Consider the following 13659-nt stretch of genomic DNA (forward strand, 5'->3'; position numbering starts at 1 on the left):
GCGGGCCGCGTGTCCTGGTAAGGTTGTCACCGGCTTGGGGATGTAGCGCAGCCCGGTAGCGCACCTCGTTCGCATCGAGGGGGTCAGGGGTTCGAATCCCCTCATCTCCACCAAGCCTTACCAGGTTGAAGGCCAGTTTCTCGAGAGAGAAGCTGGCCTTTCTCCGTTTCCGGCTACTCGTCGAGAAACCCCGGGTACTTCCGGACCCCGCCGCGCGACAACGTCTCGTACGCCGCACGCAGTTGCCCGGCGGCATCGGACCGGCGCCCCACGTCGCGGAGCCGCCTCGGCCGCGGTGTACGGGCTCAGGAACGGCGGGACGACCGGGCTGGTGCCCGACCCCACCCACGTCAACCGGCCGTCAGACCATGCCGCCGTTGACGTAGACGGTCTGGCCGTTGACCCACCGGCCGGGGCCGGCCAGGAAGGAGACCACCTCGGCGATGTCGGCGGGGGTGCCCAGCCGCTGCATCGGGTTCATGTTGGCCATCGCGGTGACGGTGGCCTCGTCCTTGCCTTCGAGGAAGAGGTCGGTGGCGGTGGGGCCGGGCGCGACCGCGTTGACGGTGACGTCCCGGCCGCGGAGTTCCTTGGCCAGCACGGGCACCAGCGCGTCGATGGCGCCCTTGGACGCGGCGTAGGCGGCGTAGGTGGGCAGGGCCAGCTTCTTCACGGAGGTGGAGAAGTTGATGATCGCTCCACCGGTGCGGACGCGGCGGGCGGCCTGCTGGTTGACCACGAAAGCGCCGCGGATGTTGGTGCGGTGCATCCGGTCGAGCGCGGCCAGGTCGAGTTCGGCCACCGGCTGCAGATGCATGATGCCGGCCGAGTTGACCACCACGTCGATGCCGCCGAACTCCGCTTCGACGTCGTCGAACACGGCGGACATCGCCGCCTCGTCACCGATGTCGGCCGAGCGGGCCAGCGCGCGGCCGCCGTTCCCGGTGATTGCCGCCACCGTGGCGTCGGCCGCTTCCTTGTTGCTCGCGTACACGATCGCGACCGCGAGGCCGTCGGCGGCCAGCCTCTCGGCCACCACCTGGCCGATGCCCCGGGACCCGCCGGTCACCACCGCTACGCGCAGGTTCTCGGTCATGATGACTCCTTCCGGTTGGCGACGACATCGGCGATGTCGTTCATGCTGACATCACCGATGTAAGCACACGGATCGCGGCGATGGCAACAGTGATGTCCAGAGAATCGGCATCAGCGATTTTTTCGACATCACTGATGCCGGGCGGTGCTACCGTGAGGTATGCCGCCGCGAGACCTCACCCGTGAACGCATCCGCCGAGCCGCGGTCGAGCTGCTGACCGCGGGCGGGCGTGATGCCGTGTCCACTCGAGCCGTCAGTGCGGCGGCCGGTGTGCAGCCGGCGGCCATCTACCGCGCCTTCGGCGACATGCAGGGCCTTCTCGACGTCGTGGCCGAACAGACCCTCGCCGAGTACCTCGAGCGGAAACGCAGCCTGGGCGACGACGACGACCCGGTCGGCGCCCTGCGCACGGGCTGGGAGCTGCACGTCGGCTTCGGCATCGAGAACCCCGCCGTCTACGTCCACATCTTCGGCTACCGCGGTGAGCGCGACGATCGGGAGAACTCGCCGGCCGCCGCGGCCCTGTCCATCCTGCGCGGGCTCGTGGTCAAGGTGGCGCAGGCCGGGCTGCTCCTCGTGCCGGTCGAACAGGCGGTGTCGACGATCCACGCGGCCGGGATGGGCGCCGTCCTGCACACGCTCTCCCTTCCGCCCGCCGCTCGGGCCGCCTTCGACCCGACGGTCCTTCGCGACGCCGTACTCGGCCGCATCGTCGGCACCGAACCGAGCGCGGCGGCCGGTGACCTACGGGCGGGCGCCGTGGCGCTCACCGCCGCCCTCGGCGCACCCGACCACGACGTGCCGGGCAATCTCACCCCCGGCGAGCGCCTCCTGCTGGAGGAGCTGCTGGTCCGCATCGCGAGCAGCTGACCTGGGTCGCCCGCGAGCAGCGCGACCTCCTCGCGCCGGAGCCCGGGAACACGGCGGCGTCCACCCGGGAGCAGCCCGGACCGGCACTATCGAAATCTCGGCCACCAGCCCGGGACGGCCTCGCGGTAGGCGTCGTACTCGGCGCCGAACCGGGCGCGCAGCGTCGGCTCCTCGTAGAGGCGGACGAACGTCGCCGTCGTCGCCGCGATCAGCGCGGCGTAGGGGAACAGGATCGGGCGGCCGAGGACGAGCGCCTGGCCGAGGATCGTGGTCACGACCGCGAGGTACATCGGGTTGCGTACGTAGCGGTACAGGCCGCCGACGACCAGGTGGGTGGTGGGCGCGACCGGTGCGGGGGTGCCGAGTCCCTCGCCGACGAACCGGGCGAACGCGTGCAGCAGCACGGCCGCGCCGGCGGCGACGAGGAGAGCGCCGGCGACCCGTGACGGCAGCGGGGCGGCGCCGGCCTCCCAGCCGGTCAGTGCCCACGGCACCACCCCGGCGACGGTCCCGGGCGCGAGGGCGAAGAACATCCCGCTCCCGGCGGCCGCCACCCGGCTACGCACGCTCACCGCCGCCCGGTACGGAGGCCGCCGAGCCCGCGCCCACGATCGCTTCGGCCGCCAGCGCGGGGCCGTCGACGTCGGCATACAGGTCTCGGATCCGTTCGGCGGACCGGCGGTACGCGGGATCACCGAGCATCCGCAGCGCCGCGCTACGTACCCGGGGCACCGTCAACTGCCCGCTCGGCACGCTCCGCGCCGCCCCCACCCGCTCGGCCAACTCCACGTTCAGCAACTGCTCGGGCTGCAACGGAATGCCCAGCAGCGGCGTTCCGCACGCCAGCGCGGTCTGCACGCTGCCCTGCCCGCCCGCGGTGACGGCCAGCGCGGCCCTGGGCATGATCCGGTGGCTCGGCAGTACGCCGGCCACCAGGAACTTCGCCGCACCGGTGACGTCGGCCAGCGCGGCCCGCGCGTGCACCGTGGCGGCGACGAGAACCTTCACCGGGAGCGGAGCGAGCGCCTCCAGCACGCTGCGCACCAGTTCCACCCCGCTGGACGTGATCGCGACGTACACCAGCGGCCCGGGGGCGTCGAGGAAGCGTTGCACCTCGTCCGGCACCGGCCGGTCGAGCCGGGCGAACAGCGGCCCGGTGCACCGCAGGCGCGTCTCCGGACGGTACGACGCCCCCGGCACCCATTCGTCGACCGCCGCGGCCGGCAGCCCGAGCACCTCGGGTACCTCGGGGACGAGCGTCAGGTCGCCGAGCAGCAGCGCGGCCAGCCCGGGGACGCCGGGCACGTCCAACTCGGCGGCGACCCGGTTGAACCCGGCGCAGTAGTACGGCAGGCCCGGCACGGTGCGCCCGTACCGCCGCCGCACCACGGCGGCGGGCATGGCCCGCTGCCAGCGGGTGAGCCGTTCGAGTGGTGGCGGCACCAGGCCGTGCTCGAACATCGGCGGGACGAAACTGCCCGCGTGCTCGGTCACCAGCCGCACCCCGGCCACCCGGCTGGAGAGCAGCGCGGTCAACGTGAACCCGGTGACGACCGTAGTCACGTCGTGCCGGCGGAAGTAGTCCACTTCGGCGCGGACGTACGCGTGCAGTTCCTGGTCGGAGTACATGCTCTGGTCGGGGGAGCCGAGGCCGACGCCGTCGCGGACGAACGCGGCGGCCCGCTCGGCGTCCATCGGCGGACCGATCACGTCGTAACCGGGATCGAGCAGGTGCTCGTAGGTTCCGCCGTGGGTCGCGACCCGCACCGGCGCGCCGCGGGCCGCCAGGGCCTGGCGCAGCTCGAGCATGCGTGAGGTCTCGGACAGGTAGCCGCAGTGCGGCAGCAGGCAGATCATCGGCCCGCTCCTCTCGGTCAGCATTAGGTAATATATTGCCTATGACTGACGAGCAACAGCCCCTGCCGCCGCCGGTGGTGGCGTTCCGGATGGTCCTGCTGGCCGCGCAGCGGCTCCGCTACCTGATGGACGCCCGGCTACGGCCGGACGGCGTGACCACGCAACAGGCAGCGCTGCTGACCGTGGTGAGCGTGCTCGGCCACCCGACGCTCGGCGAGGCGGCCGCGGCGCTCGCCACGACGCACCAGAACACCGCGCAGCTGGTCGCCTCGCTCGAGCGCAAGGGCTGGTTGGTCAGCGAGCCCGACCCGGCCGACCGGCGCCGCCGCCGGCTGGCGACCACGGAGAAGAACGACGCGTACTGGGCGGGCCGGAATCCCGACGACCACGCGGCGGTGGCGGACTGGTTCTCGATGCTCACCGACGAGGAGGTCGCGACGCTGGCGCAGCTGACCTCCCGGCTGGCCCGAGGCCTGGAGACGCCGAACTAAACGGCGTTTTCAGCGCACCGGGAGCCGGAGCCGCATGACCAGCCGCGACAATTTCATTCCGTGCAGGTCGGCGTGGCAGTAAACGGTCTCGTAATCGCGGTGCTGGTACAGCTCGACCGCCACTTCGTTGTCGGGGTCGACGGTCAGCTGCACCTCTTTGCGGCCGACCTCCCGGAAGTAGCGCTCGGCCTCTTCCATCAACTGCCAGCCGACGTGGCGGCCGCGGTGAAGCGCGTGCACCGCCACCGACATCACCCAGCCGCGGCCGTCGGCGACCCGGTCGAGGACGCCGAGCAGGTAGCCGACCACCCGGCGCTCGCTGCCCGTACCGCTCTCGGCGACCAGGAAGCCGGTGCCGAGAACCTCGGCGAGCTGCAGGAAGAACAGACGCGGGTACGGATCGCTGCCGAACGCCGACAGCTCGACCCGGTAGACGTCGTCGAGGTCGGCCGGGGTGAACTGCCGGACCCGGTACGCGTCGGCCGGAGCGGGGGAGTCGTCCGGATCGCCGGACGGCTCGGGCGCCGTGGTGGGCGCGAACACGATGTCTTTGCAGCCCTGGCCACGCAGGTAGCCAGCCGCGGCGCCGACCAGTTCGCGCTGGACGTCGGCGTGCTCGGTGTCGACGACGAGCGCGAGCACCACGCCGCGATCGGTGATCTGCGCGTGCGGGGTGGCCACCGCGTACCCGACGACCCGGGCGTCGGCGTCGCGGGCGACCAGGAAGCCCGGACCGAGAATGTCCGCGAGCTGGGCGATGAGGAACTTCGGATAAGAGTCCGAACCAGTGACCGCCGTAGCGAGAGCGTGTACCGCCTCGAGGTCCGCGGACGAGTACGGTGAGACCGAATACTCGTCAGTTGCGGCGCTATTGGTCGCTTGCATCGCCTGCGTAGACGCGATCACGTCGAAGTTTCCTTCTCGATCTCGATAGAGGCGCACGACGTTACCACCACGCCGACGACGCGTATGTAACCGGTCGAACGGTCTGTGGACGAATGGAATGAGTGGCCTCTGCGCACGGAAACAACCTGGAAACTTGGTGTCCGTGGGGCCGTCGACGTGGACCGGCAGCCCGTGTCGCCCGAGCGGGCGGCGCCGGGACCCAAGTGCCGTTCGAGTCACTGCTGTCTATAGGCGACATATCCATCATTCGCCGCGCTCAAACCTGCTTACGACCGGATGCCCGATCGCCGCACGTGCCGGTGATTCACGTTCGCCCCAGAGTGATCTGTTTCCACGGAAGTCCGAATAGCTTCCCGGTCCGCGACGGCAGTTCTTTGTAGTAGCGTGAAACCATCGCGTTCGGACGGTCGGCTGATGACGGGAAGGGCGGCGATGCTCCAGTGAGAATGCAGCCCAGGCAGCAAATGCTGGACATCTGGCGGGCGGTTGCCCGCTTGGGTGATGATTGGGAATGGGGCGGCCGGGACGGACGCAATTCGATTTCCGATGCGGAACAGTTGCTTTGTCTCATGCACCCGGCCTCTCTGGTCGACGGTTTCCAGCTGGATCGCCCCGACGACACCCATCCGGACGTACTCGCGGCCCTTCGCGCTATGGGTGACAGTATCGAGATCCCGCGCAAACTCATTCGCGTCCTGATCGATTACATGCGCACCTACACCGACGAGGACGGCGCGCCCGATTTCTCCGGTGGATCCTATTTCCGCACCGAGGATCCGGATGAAAAGGTCGCCGACGAGCAGAGCAAACTCCACGTCGTCGACTCGTACTCGATGTCGATCACGCTCACCCTGGCCACGCTCGGTTTCGTCCGCGTCTTCCGGAGCCGGGTGACCCGTGCCGACCTGCGCACGCAGGTCGACGAGTTGGAGAAGCTGGCCAGCATCCGGCTGAGCGCGGCGATGGTCGGCCTGCTCCGGAGCTTCACGGTCAACGCGTTCGGCGAGAACACGCTGCCCTGGCGGACGCTGATCACCACGGTCCGGCGGCGCGGGCAGTCCGACGACCGGGTCGTCTCCGATCTGCAGGACCGTCTGCAGGAAGTGCGCGCGGGGCTGCGCGACCTGTCCATCGGGTCCGGCCAGGTCGAGCTGGAGAACTCGAACCTCCTGTTCGAGTGCGGCTGGACGTGGGGCACGCTGCGCGGCGCTCCCACCATCGACACCACCGAACCGGTCGGCGTCCAGGGCAGCGGTCTGGCCGAGCGTCGGCCGCTGCTCTACTTCACGACGATCGCGCTGGCCGGCATCGTCGACCTGACGACCGAACGCACCCGCGTGCTGCGCCTGCTCAACGAGGAGCAGCAGCGGCTCGCCGCGGCGCTCCAGCTCCGCTACGACCTGACGCGGTCGTACTGGGCGACGGTCGCCAGTTCGGAGGCCAGCGCCGACGGCGGGAGCGGCGACCGCTGGCCGCTGGAGGAACTGCCCTGGCGCACCAGCGACGGCGAGGAGTCCGACTACTTCAGCCTGTTGGTCACGTCGCTGGTCACGCACGACCTCTCGAAGCGGAACGCACCCGACACCGATCTGCGCCGTGTGCTCTCGGTGCTCGAGGAGCTGAGCAGCCGGGGGCGGGTGACCCGGCGGGCCCTCGCCAACGACATCGCGCTGCAGCTGCACACGCCCGGCGTCCCGTTGCGGCTGGGCGGCAGCGAGGGCGACGCCAACCCGCGTCTGACGTGGGTGGTGTCGGACTTCTCGGTCATGCTCCTCAAGCGGGTCGTGACGCTCGCGCTGCAGGCCCGCAGCCCGGAGCTGCGCAGCCAGCTCACCACCCTCGCCGACCAGGTGTGGGACCACTTGAACAGCAGGCGCATGGACGACGGCGGCACCGGCGCGCTCTGGGACCAGCCGGCGGCGATCTTCGGAGTCGGGAACGAGTTCGAGCTGCCATCCTGGTACCACACCGAGCGGGTCATGGAATGTCTCGTGATGCTCGCCGATCTGGTGCTCGCGCCGCCCGCGCGCAGCCAACGGCTGTACGAGATCGCCCGGGACCGCATCGCCGAGGCCGAGCAGCTGTTCGACCGGGAGATCTTCGCCGGCTCGCTGGAGGCGGGGCCGTCGATCCGCGGGAGCATGCAGGAGCTCCGGGCCCATCTGCGGAGGGCGCAGCGGGTGCTGACCGAGAAGCCCGGCACCGCTGACGCGCTGGCGTCGGAGGTGCTGCGTCGTCTGGACCAGCTGGCCGCCGCCCAGCAGAGCGCGATGGAGTGAGGCGCCGTGATCGTGTTCGCGACCTCCGACAAAGGCGGCACCGGGCGCTCCGTGACGTTGAGCAACCTCGCCTACCGACAGGCGCTGCGTGGCGCGGACGTCTGTTACGTCGACTTCGATTTCGGCTCGCCGACCGCCGGCGCGATGTTCACGATCAACGAGGTCGCCCGGGGCACCACCCAGGGCGGCACGCACTCCTACCTGGGCGGATCGATCACCGACCCCACACGCCGCGACGTGTGGACGACGACCGACCGGGACGAGCTGCGCGAGCGGCCGCGTGGCGCCGGCCGGCTCGTCCTGCTGCCCGGTGACAGCGGGGGCGGCGAGTTCTCGCGCCGGCCGAACGACGTCGAGCGCTGCGCGCGGCTCTTCCGCAAGTTGAACGAGCAGTTCGACTACTGTCTGGTCGACCTGAGCGCCGGCCGGTCCTACGCCACCGAGCTCGTCCTGCGCGCCGTGGGCACCCCCGAGCTGGCCGCGGCCGAGAGCCGCTGGCTGGTGTTCCATCGCTGGACCAGGCAGCACATCATCGCCGCGTCCGGCCTGGTGTTCGGTGAGCACGGCCTGCTGGCCAACGGTGCCGGTGACGCCGACGGCCGGCTCGGCGACGTCGTCCGGTTCGTCCGCACGGCGGTCGTCGACCCCGACTCACCCCAGCTGGCCGGTCTGCGTCCGGAGCAGGTCGCCTGGCTGCGCAACTGCAACCGGGAGCTCCAGGAACTGGCCGGCCGGCACAAACTCGGCCGGACCAACACGCTCGGCAGCATCCCGCTCGACCCCGTCCTGCAGTGGCGTGAACAGCTGATCCTCGACGACGACGTCTTCGCCAGGCAGGTCGCCAACCGGGCGACGGTGGACGCGTTCGAGGAGCTCGCGGACCGGTTGGCGGACAAGGAGAGCTGGGAGGGCCTGTGAGTACGGTCGAAGCCTCGTACGGGGAAGCGACCGCGCGTCGGAAAGTGAAGTCGGTGCCGCTCGCGCACCTCTCCGTCGAACTGGGGCACCTCTACCGCGAGGACTTCGACCCGGCGGGCCCAGGGCTGGCCCGGCACTTCGCCCGGGTCGCGCCGCAGGTGGAGGCGGCGAAGCTGCTGTACGCGCCGCCGAACGGCAGCCGGCTGCGGATGAGCACGTGCTACCTCATCGACGACTACTTCACCGAGTTCGAGTCGCCCGCCGTCGTCATTCCCGCGTTGGAGCGGGCGGCGGCTTCGGCCGGCCTGCGGATCGACTACCTGGCCCGGGAGGCCGGGTGCGCGTTGGCCGACGGCGTCGACCTGGCGTCGCTCGTGGAGCGGCGGCTGGTTCCCGAGCCGTCCGCCGACACCGACGGCTCCCGGCCGCCGGTGACGCAGACCGGCTGGTTGAGCAACGGCCGCCGGTCGCCGGTCGGGGGTGAGGCGATGGGCCGGGTGCCGCGCTGGGGGCCGCCGGAGGAGAACTCGGCCCGTCGGCATTCGATATTTGTCGACGTCGAACTGTGGAGCGAAAAAGACGGCAACCGTACGTGGTCGTGCCCCTTTCTCGCCGCGGTCTGGCAGCTGATGCGATTGGGAATGCTGCGCTTCCACGGCTCTCCTGTGGCGCAACCGCGAGCGGTGGAGGTGAACTCGGTCCGCGATTGGGACGAACTCCCCGCAGTCATTCAACTGAACCAGAAAGCGCAGGCTTTCAGCGCTTACCAGACGTTCTCCGTGCTGTCCGGTCGCTTCCTCTCCGTCGAACACGCGGTGCGCGTGATTCTCGAGCAGGTGAGTGTGGACGATGCGGTGCTGACGCAGATAGCAGAGCGTAGTGAGGGTGAGGGATTCGTCCTTCCGCCCGAAATCGTGCGGCGTATCAACTACTTTCTGGATGGGAGTATTGCCGGTGATCCGTGAGCCGGCCTGATCTCGGACCGGGGGCGGACGTGTTGATGTTCGGCGAGGTACACACAGAACTCCTGTGGCATTCGGCTTCGGTGTCGAACGCGTCGGCCAAGCGAATTCTTTCGTTCCGCCTCGGTGACGACATCCGTACCTCCACCCGGCCGACGTCGTACGCGATCTCGCCGGACCTTTACGACGGTTTGGATTGCCGGGTCGGTGGCGGCGCGCGTCACCGTGCCGTGGGCACCGCCGCCTCGTTCGCCGCGATCACCGGTGGCCAAATCGCCCAGGCCGTGACGATGACGTCGATCGTCCACGGAGAGAACAATCGACGGATGCCGTGGTCGTATTACCTGTCCAGACCAGGGCAGGTCGAGACGATCGGCAGCGAACCGGTCTGGGACCACTTGGCGGACGGATGGGCGGCCGCCGACAAAGCCGGTCCGAATCTCGGGGCGATCAGTGACCGGCTGCTCGACACCGTGCAGATGTCTCCGCAGCTGTCCGGTGCCGCTGCGGTCCGCCGCACCGGCCGCGCCCGGTTGCGGTGGGTCCACGCGCGCAGCCCGGAGCCGGCGCGGCTCACCTACTCGCTGGAGTCGGACGACCTGCGGCTCCTCCGGCTGACCGGCGACCTGCGTCCCCGCGTCGTGGCCGAGTTCGCGGCCGACCTCGCGTTGCACGACTGGCTGCTCACCGCGCTGGTGGAGGCGGTCGACCGGAGCGGGCTGGAGACCGGGGGAGGGCCGGCCACCGTGCGGAAGCTCCGGCCGGTGATCGTTCATCTCCTGCACCACTGGATGCCGGCCGCGCGGCTCGACGCCGAGGGCAAGGAGCTCTGGCGCGGCCTCGACGAGGCCGCCGGTCTGAGCCGGCAGTGGGAGAGCCTCGTCGCCCGCGTCCGCGACCAGCTGGCGCTGTCCACGATCGGCCTGCTGGGCTCCGTCGCGCTGCCGGAGAACGCATGAGCCGCGACACCGTCGAGAGTTCAGGTGCGTCCCACGTCCGGATCGCCCGCCGGATCGTCGTCTCGCTCGCGATCGGAGCCGCCACCTACGGGGTGACCGCGCTGGCCGACACCAAGTCGAGCAACGACGCCGCGTTGACCGCGCTCACGCTGTCGGTGTTCCTGGGCGGTGTGGTGCTCGTCGTCCAGTTCCTGATGGAGATCGACGGCCGGCTCCGCGGGCTCGAATTACGGCAGGCCGCTCACGAGAACCGCGTCGAAGGGGTGGTGCAGGGTGCCTTCGCGCAGATCAACGAGGCCTCCCGGTTGTTCGGCCTGCTCGAGGAGACCGCGGCACGCTCCGACGCGGTGACCCAGATGGTGCGGCACGCGATCCTGATCAAGCCCACCCAGCCCAGCGTCGTCTACGACTTCGCGCAGAGCGAGATCGGCCGCACCTCGTCGTTCCTCAAGGCGTTGGCCGCGGGTGAGGCCACCTACGAGGGCGAAGATCGCGACTGGCTGATCGGGCTGACCGATTGCACCCGGTCGCGTATCGACGCCACCAGCTTCGCCACCGTCGACGCGGGCGGGGAGAGCTTCAGCGACGGCTTCTGGCAGACGCCGCTCGGCCGCCGTTACCTCAAGGCGCAGAGCGACGCCGTCCACGAGCGGGGCGTCATCGTGCGCCGGATCTTCATTTTCGACAAACCCGATTTCGACGCGGACTCCGACTTCCGCGATATCTGCGCGATGCAGGTCGCGGCCGGTATCGACGTGCGGGTGCTCGAACACAACCGGATCAACCAGTCGCTCATGGACCTGCGTGACTTCATTCTTTTCGACGGTGGCGTCAGCTACGAGACGGTGGTGTCGGCGAGCCAGCGGTCCTTCGCGTTGCCGTCCATCCTCAACACCAAACTGGTCCTGGACATCGGACAGATCCGCAAGCGAGTGGCGGATTTCGAGTACCTCTGGTCGCTCGGAGAGCCGATATCCGGGTGAGGGCCGATGATTGATCCGCACTTCGTGTTCTTGGCGCTGCTGTTCAATTTCCTCGGTGCCGGTATCTATGTGCGTAAAGCGCTCCGGGGTCGGGTGCGGCCGCACCTCGTCACCTGGTCGCTGTGGGCCGTGGTGCCCTACGTCGCGTTCCTCGCGCAACTGAGCGAGGGCGTGCGCCTGCCGGCTTTCGTCACGCTGGTGGCCGGGGTCAGCCCGACGCTGACGCTGCTGGTGTCGGTCCGCAGCCGCACCGCCCACTGGAAGACGTCACGCTTCGACGTCGGGTGCGGTCTCTGTGCCGTGCTCGGTGTCGTCTGCTGGGCGGTGTTCGCCGACGCGCGCTACGCCCTGGTTTTCGCGATCGTGGCCGACGCGCTGGCGGCCATCCCGACGTTCCGCAAGTCGTTCACGAACCCGGAGAGCGAGAACTGGGTCCAGTACGCGTGCCTCGCGACCAGCAGCATCATCACGTTGGCGTCGCTCGACGTGTGGACGTTCGCCTCGTACGGCTGGGCGGCGTACCTGGCGGTTCTGGGCGCCGGGTTGGCGGCCACGATCGGGCTGCGTGGCCGGCGGGTGCGTGCCGACGACCGGATCGTCGTCCGCGGAGCCACCCGCCGGGTGCGCGAGCTCCGCTAGCTCTCCGGGCCCGGGATCCGGGACGCGGCGTCCTGCTGGATCTGGGCCGCCTCGCGGAGGAACCGCGCGATCGTCGCGAGCTGCGCGTCGTCGAACGACTCGTACAGCTGGTGCAGTTGACGCCCCAGGTCCAGGAAGTGCGGCCCCATCACCGTCATCCCCTCGTACACCAGCTCCACCAGCACGCTGCGCCGATCGTTCGGGTTGGGCACCCGCCGGGCCAGCCCTTTGCGCTCGAGCCGGGCCAGCAGGCCGGTCACCGACGCCGGCGCCAGCCCTGACCGTTCGGCCAGTTCACCGGCGGTGAGGGGGCCGAAGCGCTCGATCAGGTCGAGCGCGCGCTGGTCCGAGGCGGTCAGCCCGGAGAGCGCCGCCACGGCTGAGTGGAAGAGCACGGCGGCGGTGGCCAGCGCCCGTCCGCCGCTGTCGAGCTCTCGTACGAGAGCCTCCCGCTCCGTTGACATGTCTGCCATCCTAACTTTTACTTAGTTCGGCCGAACGAAATAAATGGAGGCGGACATGCGTGTGGTGGTCATCGGTGGCGGCGTGGCCGGGAGCGCGACCGCGATCGCGATGCATCGGGCCGGCATCGACGCGGAGATCTACGAGCGTCATCCCGGCGTCGCCGACGACGTGGGGCTCTTCCTCACGTTCGCCGGGAACGGCATGGACGCCCTCGACGTGCTCGGGGCCGGTGCGGAAGTGGAGGCCACCGCGTTCCCGACGCCCCGGATGGTGATGCGCAGCGGCACCGGCCGGGTGCTCGGCTCGATGTCCAACGGCGACGCCAGCCGTACGATCCGCCGCGCCGACCTGTACCGGGCGCTGCGCGACGAGGTGGTCCGCCGCGGTATCCCGATCCACTACGGAAAAGCACTGGCCGACGTCGAGTCGAGCGCGAACGGCGTGCGTGCGCGGTTCGCGGACGGCACCGACGCGGGTGGCGACCTGCTCGTCGGCGCGGACGGGCTGCACTCGCCGACCCGGCGCCTGATCGACCGGGACGCCCCGGCGCCGCGGTACGTCCCGGTGCTGAACACCGGGGGATACGCGCGCGGTGTGCACGTCGACGCCGAGCCGGGGACGTTCACGATGGTCTTCGGCAAGCGCGCGTTCTTCGGCTACGTGCCGGCGCCGAACGGTGAGGTCTGGTGGTTCGCCAACCCGCCCCACCCGACTCCGCCGTCGGCGGCCGAGCTCGCCGGGATGAACGCGGGCGACACGTGGCGTCAACGTCTGCTCGAGCTTTATGCCGACGACGCGACACCGGCCGTGGCCCTGATCGACGCGAGTACGAACCCGATGAGCGGCTGGGCCACCTACGACCTGCCGGCCGTACCGAACTGGCACCGCGACCGGATGGTGCTGGTTGGGGACGCCGCGCACGCCACCTCACCCTCGTCGGGCCAGGGGGCGTCGCTGGCGATCGAGGACGCGGTCGTGCTGGCCAAGTCCCTGCGTGACGTGCCGGACCGGTCGGACGCGCTCGCCACCTACGTGGGGATCCGGCGGCCGCGGGTGGAGCGGATCGTGAAAGCCGGGGCGCGGTCGAGCTCGATGAAGGTGGCCGGGCCGGTCGGGCGGGTCCTGCGTGACGCGATGATGCCGCTGTTCCTGCCGATGGCGTCGCGAATGATGAAGACCGACTGGATGCACCGGTACCACATCGACTGGGACGCGCCCGTCTCCGCGGCCTGAG

14 protein-coding genes and 1 tRNA gene are annotated in these 13659 nt (G+C 70.0%); 10 read left to right on the forward strand and 5 right to left on the reverse strand.

What is annotated here, in order from left to right:
* Positions 1 to 36: 36 nt before the first annotated feature.
* Positions 37 to 113, forward strand: a tRNA-Ala gene (locus tag ABD437_RS24590).
* A 248-nt stretch (positions 114 to 361) separates the two neighbouring features.
* On the opposite strand, the gene ABD437_RS24595 is transcribed toward ABD437_RS24590, so the two are convergent.
* Positions 362 to 1096, reverse strand: coding sequence for an SDR family oxidoreductase (locus tag ABD437_RS24595; protein ID WP_344651270.1), 735 nt, complete (start codon positions 1094 to 1096; stop codon positions 362 to 364).
* Between the two features lie 159 nt (positions 1097 to 1255).
* Between ABD437_RS24595 and ABD437_RS24600 the strand changes: the two genes are divergently transcribed.
* Complete coding sequence (locus tag ABD437_RS24600) at positions 1256 to 1966, forward strand: TetR/AcrR family transcriptional regulator (protein WP_344651271.1); 711 nt, start codon at positions 1256 to 1258, stop codon at positions 1964 to 1966.
* A gap of 86 nt (positions 1967 to 2052) precedes the next feature.
* Here the strand turns inward: ABD437_RS24600 and ABD437_RS24605 are convergent, their stop codons facing one another.
* Both ABD437_RS24605 and ABD437_RS24610 read right to left on the reverse strand, forming a co-directional pair.
* Entirely contained in the window at positions 2053 to 2532 is a 480-nt protein-coding gene (locus ABD437_RS24605; protein ID WP_344651378.1) for a methyltransferase family protein, read from the reverse strand.
* Positions 2525 to 3823, reverse strand: a complete 1299-nt coding sequence (locus ABD437_RS24610) for a glycosyltransferase (protein WP_344651272.1) — start codon at positions 3821 to 3823, stop codon at positions 2525 to 2527. The genes ABD437_RS24605 and ABD437_RS24610 overlap by 8 nt, the downstream gene beginning before the upstream one ends.
* 41 nt (positions 3824 to 3864) lie before the next feature.
* Here ABD437_RS24610 and ABD437_RS24615 point away from each other — a divergent pair, with 41 nt between their 5' ends.
* Positions 3865 to 4314, forward strand: coding sequence for a MarR family winged helix-turn-helix transcriptional regulator (locus tag ABD437_RS24615; protein WP_344651273.1), 450 nt, complete (start codon positions 3865 to 3867; stop codon positions 4312 to 4314).
* Positions 4315 to 4323: 9 nt separating this feature from the next.
* Here the strand turns inward: ABD437_RS24615 and ABD437_RS24620 are convergent, their stop codons facing one another.
* Positions 4324 to 5199 carry a GNAT family N-acetyltransferase gene (locus ABD437_RS24620; protein WP_344651274.1) on the reverse strand — a complete coding sequence of 292 codons (876 nt, stop codon included), beginning with the start codon at positions 5197 to 5199 and terminating at the stop codon, positions 4324 to 4326.
* Positions 5200 to 5666: 467 nt separating this feature from the next.
* On the opposite strand from ABD437_RS24620, the gene ABD437_RS24625 reads away from it, so the two are divergent.
* The 6 genes from ABD437_RS24625 to ABD437_RS24650 are packed head-to-tail and all read left to right on the forward strand — an operon-like array spanning position 5667 to position 11960.
* Positions 5667 to 7499: an SCO2524 family protein gene (locus ABD437_RS24625; RefSeq protein ID WP_344651275.1), complete on the forward strand. Its 1833-nt coding sequence runs from the start codon at positions 5667 to 5669 to the stop codon at positions 7497 to 7499.
* 6 nt (positions 7500 to 7505) lie between these two features.
* Positions 7506 to 8417, forward strand: coding sequence for an SCO2523 family variant P-loop protein (locus ABD437_RS24630; protein WP_344651276.1), 912 nt, complete (start codon positions 7506 to 7508; stop codon positions 8415 to 8417).
* On the forward strand, positions 8414 to 9382 hold the full coding sequence (locus ABD437_RS24635) for an SCO2522 family protein (RefSeq protein ID WP_344651277.1): 969 nt from the start codon (positions 8414 to 8416) through the stop codon (positions 9380 to 9382). Before ABD437_RS24630 ends, ABD437_RS24635 begins: the two co-directional genes overlap by 4 nt.
* 35 nt (positions 9383 to 9417) lie before the next feature.
* The gene (locus ABD437_RS24640; protein ID WP_344651278.1) at positions 9418 to 10338 is read left to right on the forward strand and encodes an SCO2521 family protein; all 921 of its coding nucleotides are present in this window, start codon (positions 9418 to 9420) and stop codon (positions 10336 to 10338) included.
* Positions 10335 to 11321 (forward strand): DUF6879 family protein, encoded by a 987-nt coding sequence (locus ABD437_RS24645; protein ID WP_344651279.1) that lies wholly within the window; start codon positions 10335 to 10337, stop codon positions 11319 to 11321. The genes ABD437_RS24640 and ABD437_RS24645 overlap by 4 nt, the downstream gene beginning before the upstream one ends.
* A gap of 6 nt (positions 11322 to 11327) precedes the next feature.
* On the forward strand, positions 11328 to 11960 hold the full coding sequence (locus ABD437_RS24650; RefSeq protein WP_344651280.1) for a hypothetical protein: 633 nt from the start codon (positions 11328 to 11330) through the stop codon (positions 11958 to 11960).
* Here the strand turns inward: ABD437_RS24650 and ABD437_RS24655 are convergent.
* The gene (locus tag ABD437_RS24655; protein ID WP_344651281.1) at positions 11957 to 12424 is read right to left on the reverse strand and encodes a MarR family winged helix-turn-helix transcriptional regulator; all 468 of its coding nucleotides are present in this window, start codon (positions 12422 to 12424) and stop codon (positions 11957 to 11959) included. The two genes, ABD437_RS24650 and ABD437_RS24655, sit on opposite strands and share 4 nt — an antisense overlap.
* A gap of 55 nt (positions 12425 to 12479) precedes the next feature.
* Between ABD437_RS24655 and ABD437_RS24660 the strand changes: the two genes are divergently transcribed.
* Positions 12480 to 13658 carry an FAD-dependent oxidoreductase gene (locus ABD437_RS24660; RefSeq protein ID WP_344651282.1) on the forward strand — a complete coding sequence of 393 codons (1179 nt, stop codon included), beginning with the start codon at positions 12480 to 12482 and terminating at the stop codon, positions 13656 to 13658.
* The last annotated feature ends 1 nt before the right edge of the window (position 13659 follow it).

It is taken from the genome of Cryptosporangium japonicum (genome assembly GCF_039524755.1).
GTDB classification, from domain to species: Bacteria; Actinomycetota; Actinomycetes; order Mycobacteriales; family Cryptosporangiaceae; genus Cryptosporangium; species Cryptosporangium japonicum.

What these genes read in the sequence shown, in the direction of transcription:
- ABD437_RS24650 (WP_344651280.1), top strand. Translation starts at nt 11,328, where the DNA reads ATGATTGATCCGCACTTCGTGTTCTTGGCGCTGCTGTTCAATTTCCTC.
- ABD437_RS24620 (WP_344651274.1), bottom strand. Translation starts at nt 5,199, where the DNA reads ATGCAAGCGACCAATAGCGCCGCAACTGACGAGTATTCGGTCTCACCG.
- ABD437_RS24645 (WP_344651279.1), top strand. Translation starts at nt 10,335, where the DNA reads ATGAGCCGCGACACCGTCGAGAGTTCAGGTGCGTCCCACGTCCGGATC.
- ABD437_RS24595 (WP_344651270.1), bottom strand. Translation starts at nt 1,096, where the DNA reads ATGACCGAGAACCTGCGCGTAGCGGTGGTGACCGGCGGGTCCCGGGGC.
- ABD437_RS24610 (WP_344651272.1), bottom strand. Translation starts at nt 3,823, where the DNA reads ATGATCTGCCTGCTGCCGCACTGCGGCTACCTGTCCGAGACCTCACGC.
- ABD437_RS24655 (WP_344651281.1), bottom strand. Translation starts at nt 12,424, where the DNA reads ATGTCAACGGAGCGGGAGGCTCTCGTACGAGAGCTCGACAGCGGCGGA.
- ABD437_RS24625 (WP_344651275.1), top strand. Translation starts at nt 5,667, where the DNA reads ATGCAGCCCAGGCAGCAAATGCTGGACATCTGGCGGGCGGTTGCCCGC.
- ABD437_RS24600 (WP_344651271.1), top strand. Translation starts at nt 1,256, where the DNA reads ATGCCGCCGCGAGACCTCACCCGTGAACGCATCCGCCGAGCCGCGGTC.
- ABD437_RS24660 (WP_344651282.1), top strand. Translation starts at nt 12,480, where the DNA reads ATGCGTGTGGTGGTCATCGGTGGCGGCGTGGCCGGGAGCGCGACCGCG.
- ABD437_RS24615 (WP_344651273.1), top strand. Translation starts at nt 3,865, where the DNA reads ATGACTGACGAGCAACAGCCCCTGCCGCCGCCGGTGGTGGCGTTCCGG.
- ABD437_RS24640 (WP_344651278.1), top strand. Translation starts at nt 9,418, where the DNA reads ATGTTCGGCGAGGTACACACAGAACTCCTGTGGCATTCGGCTTCGGTG.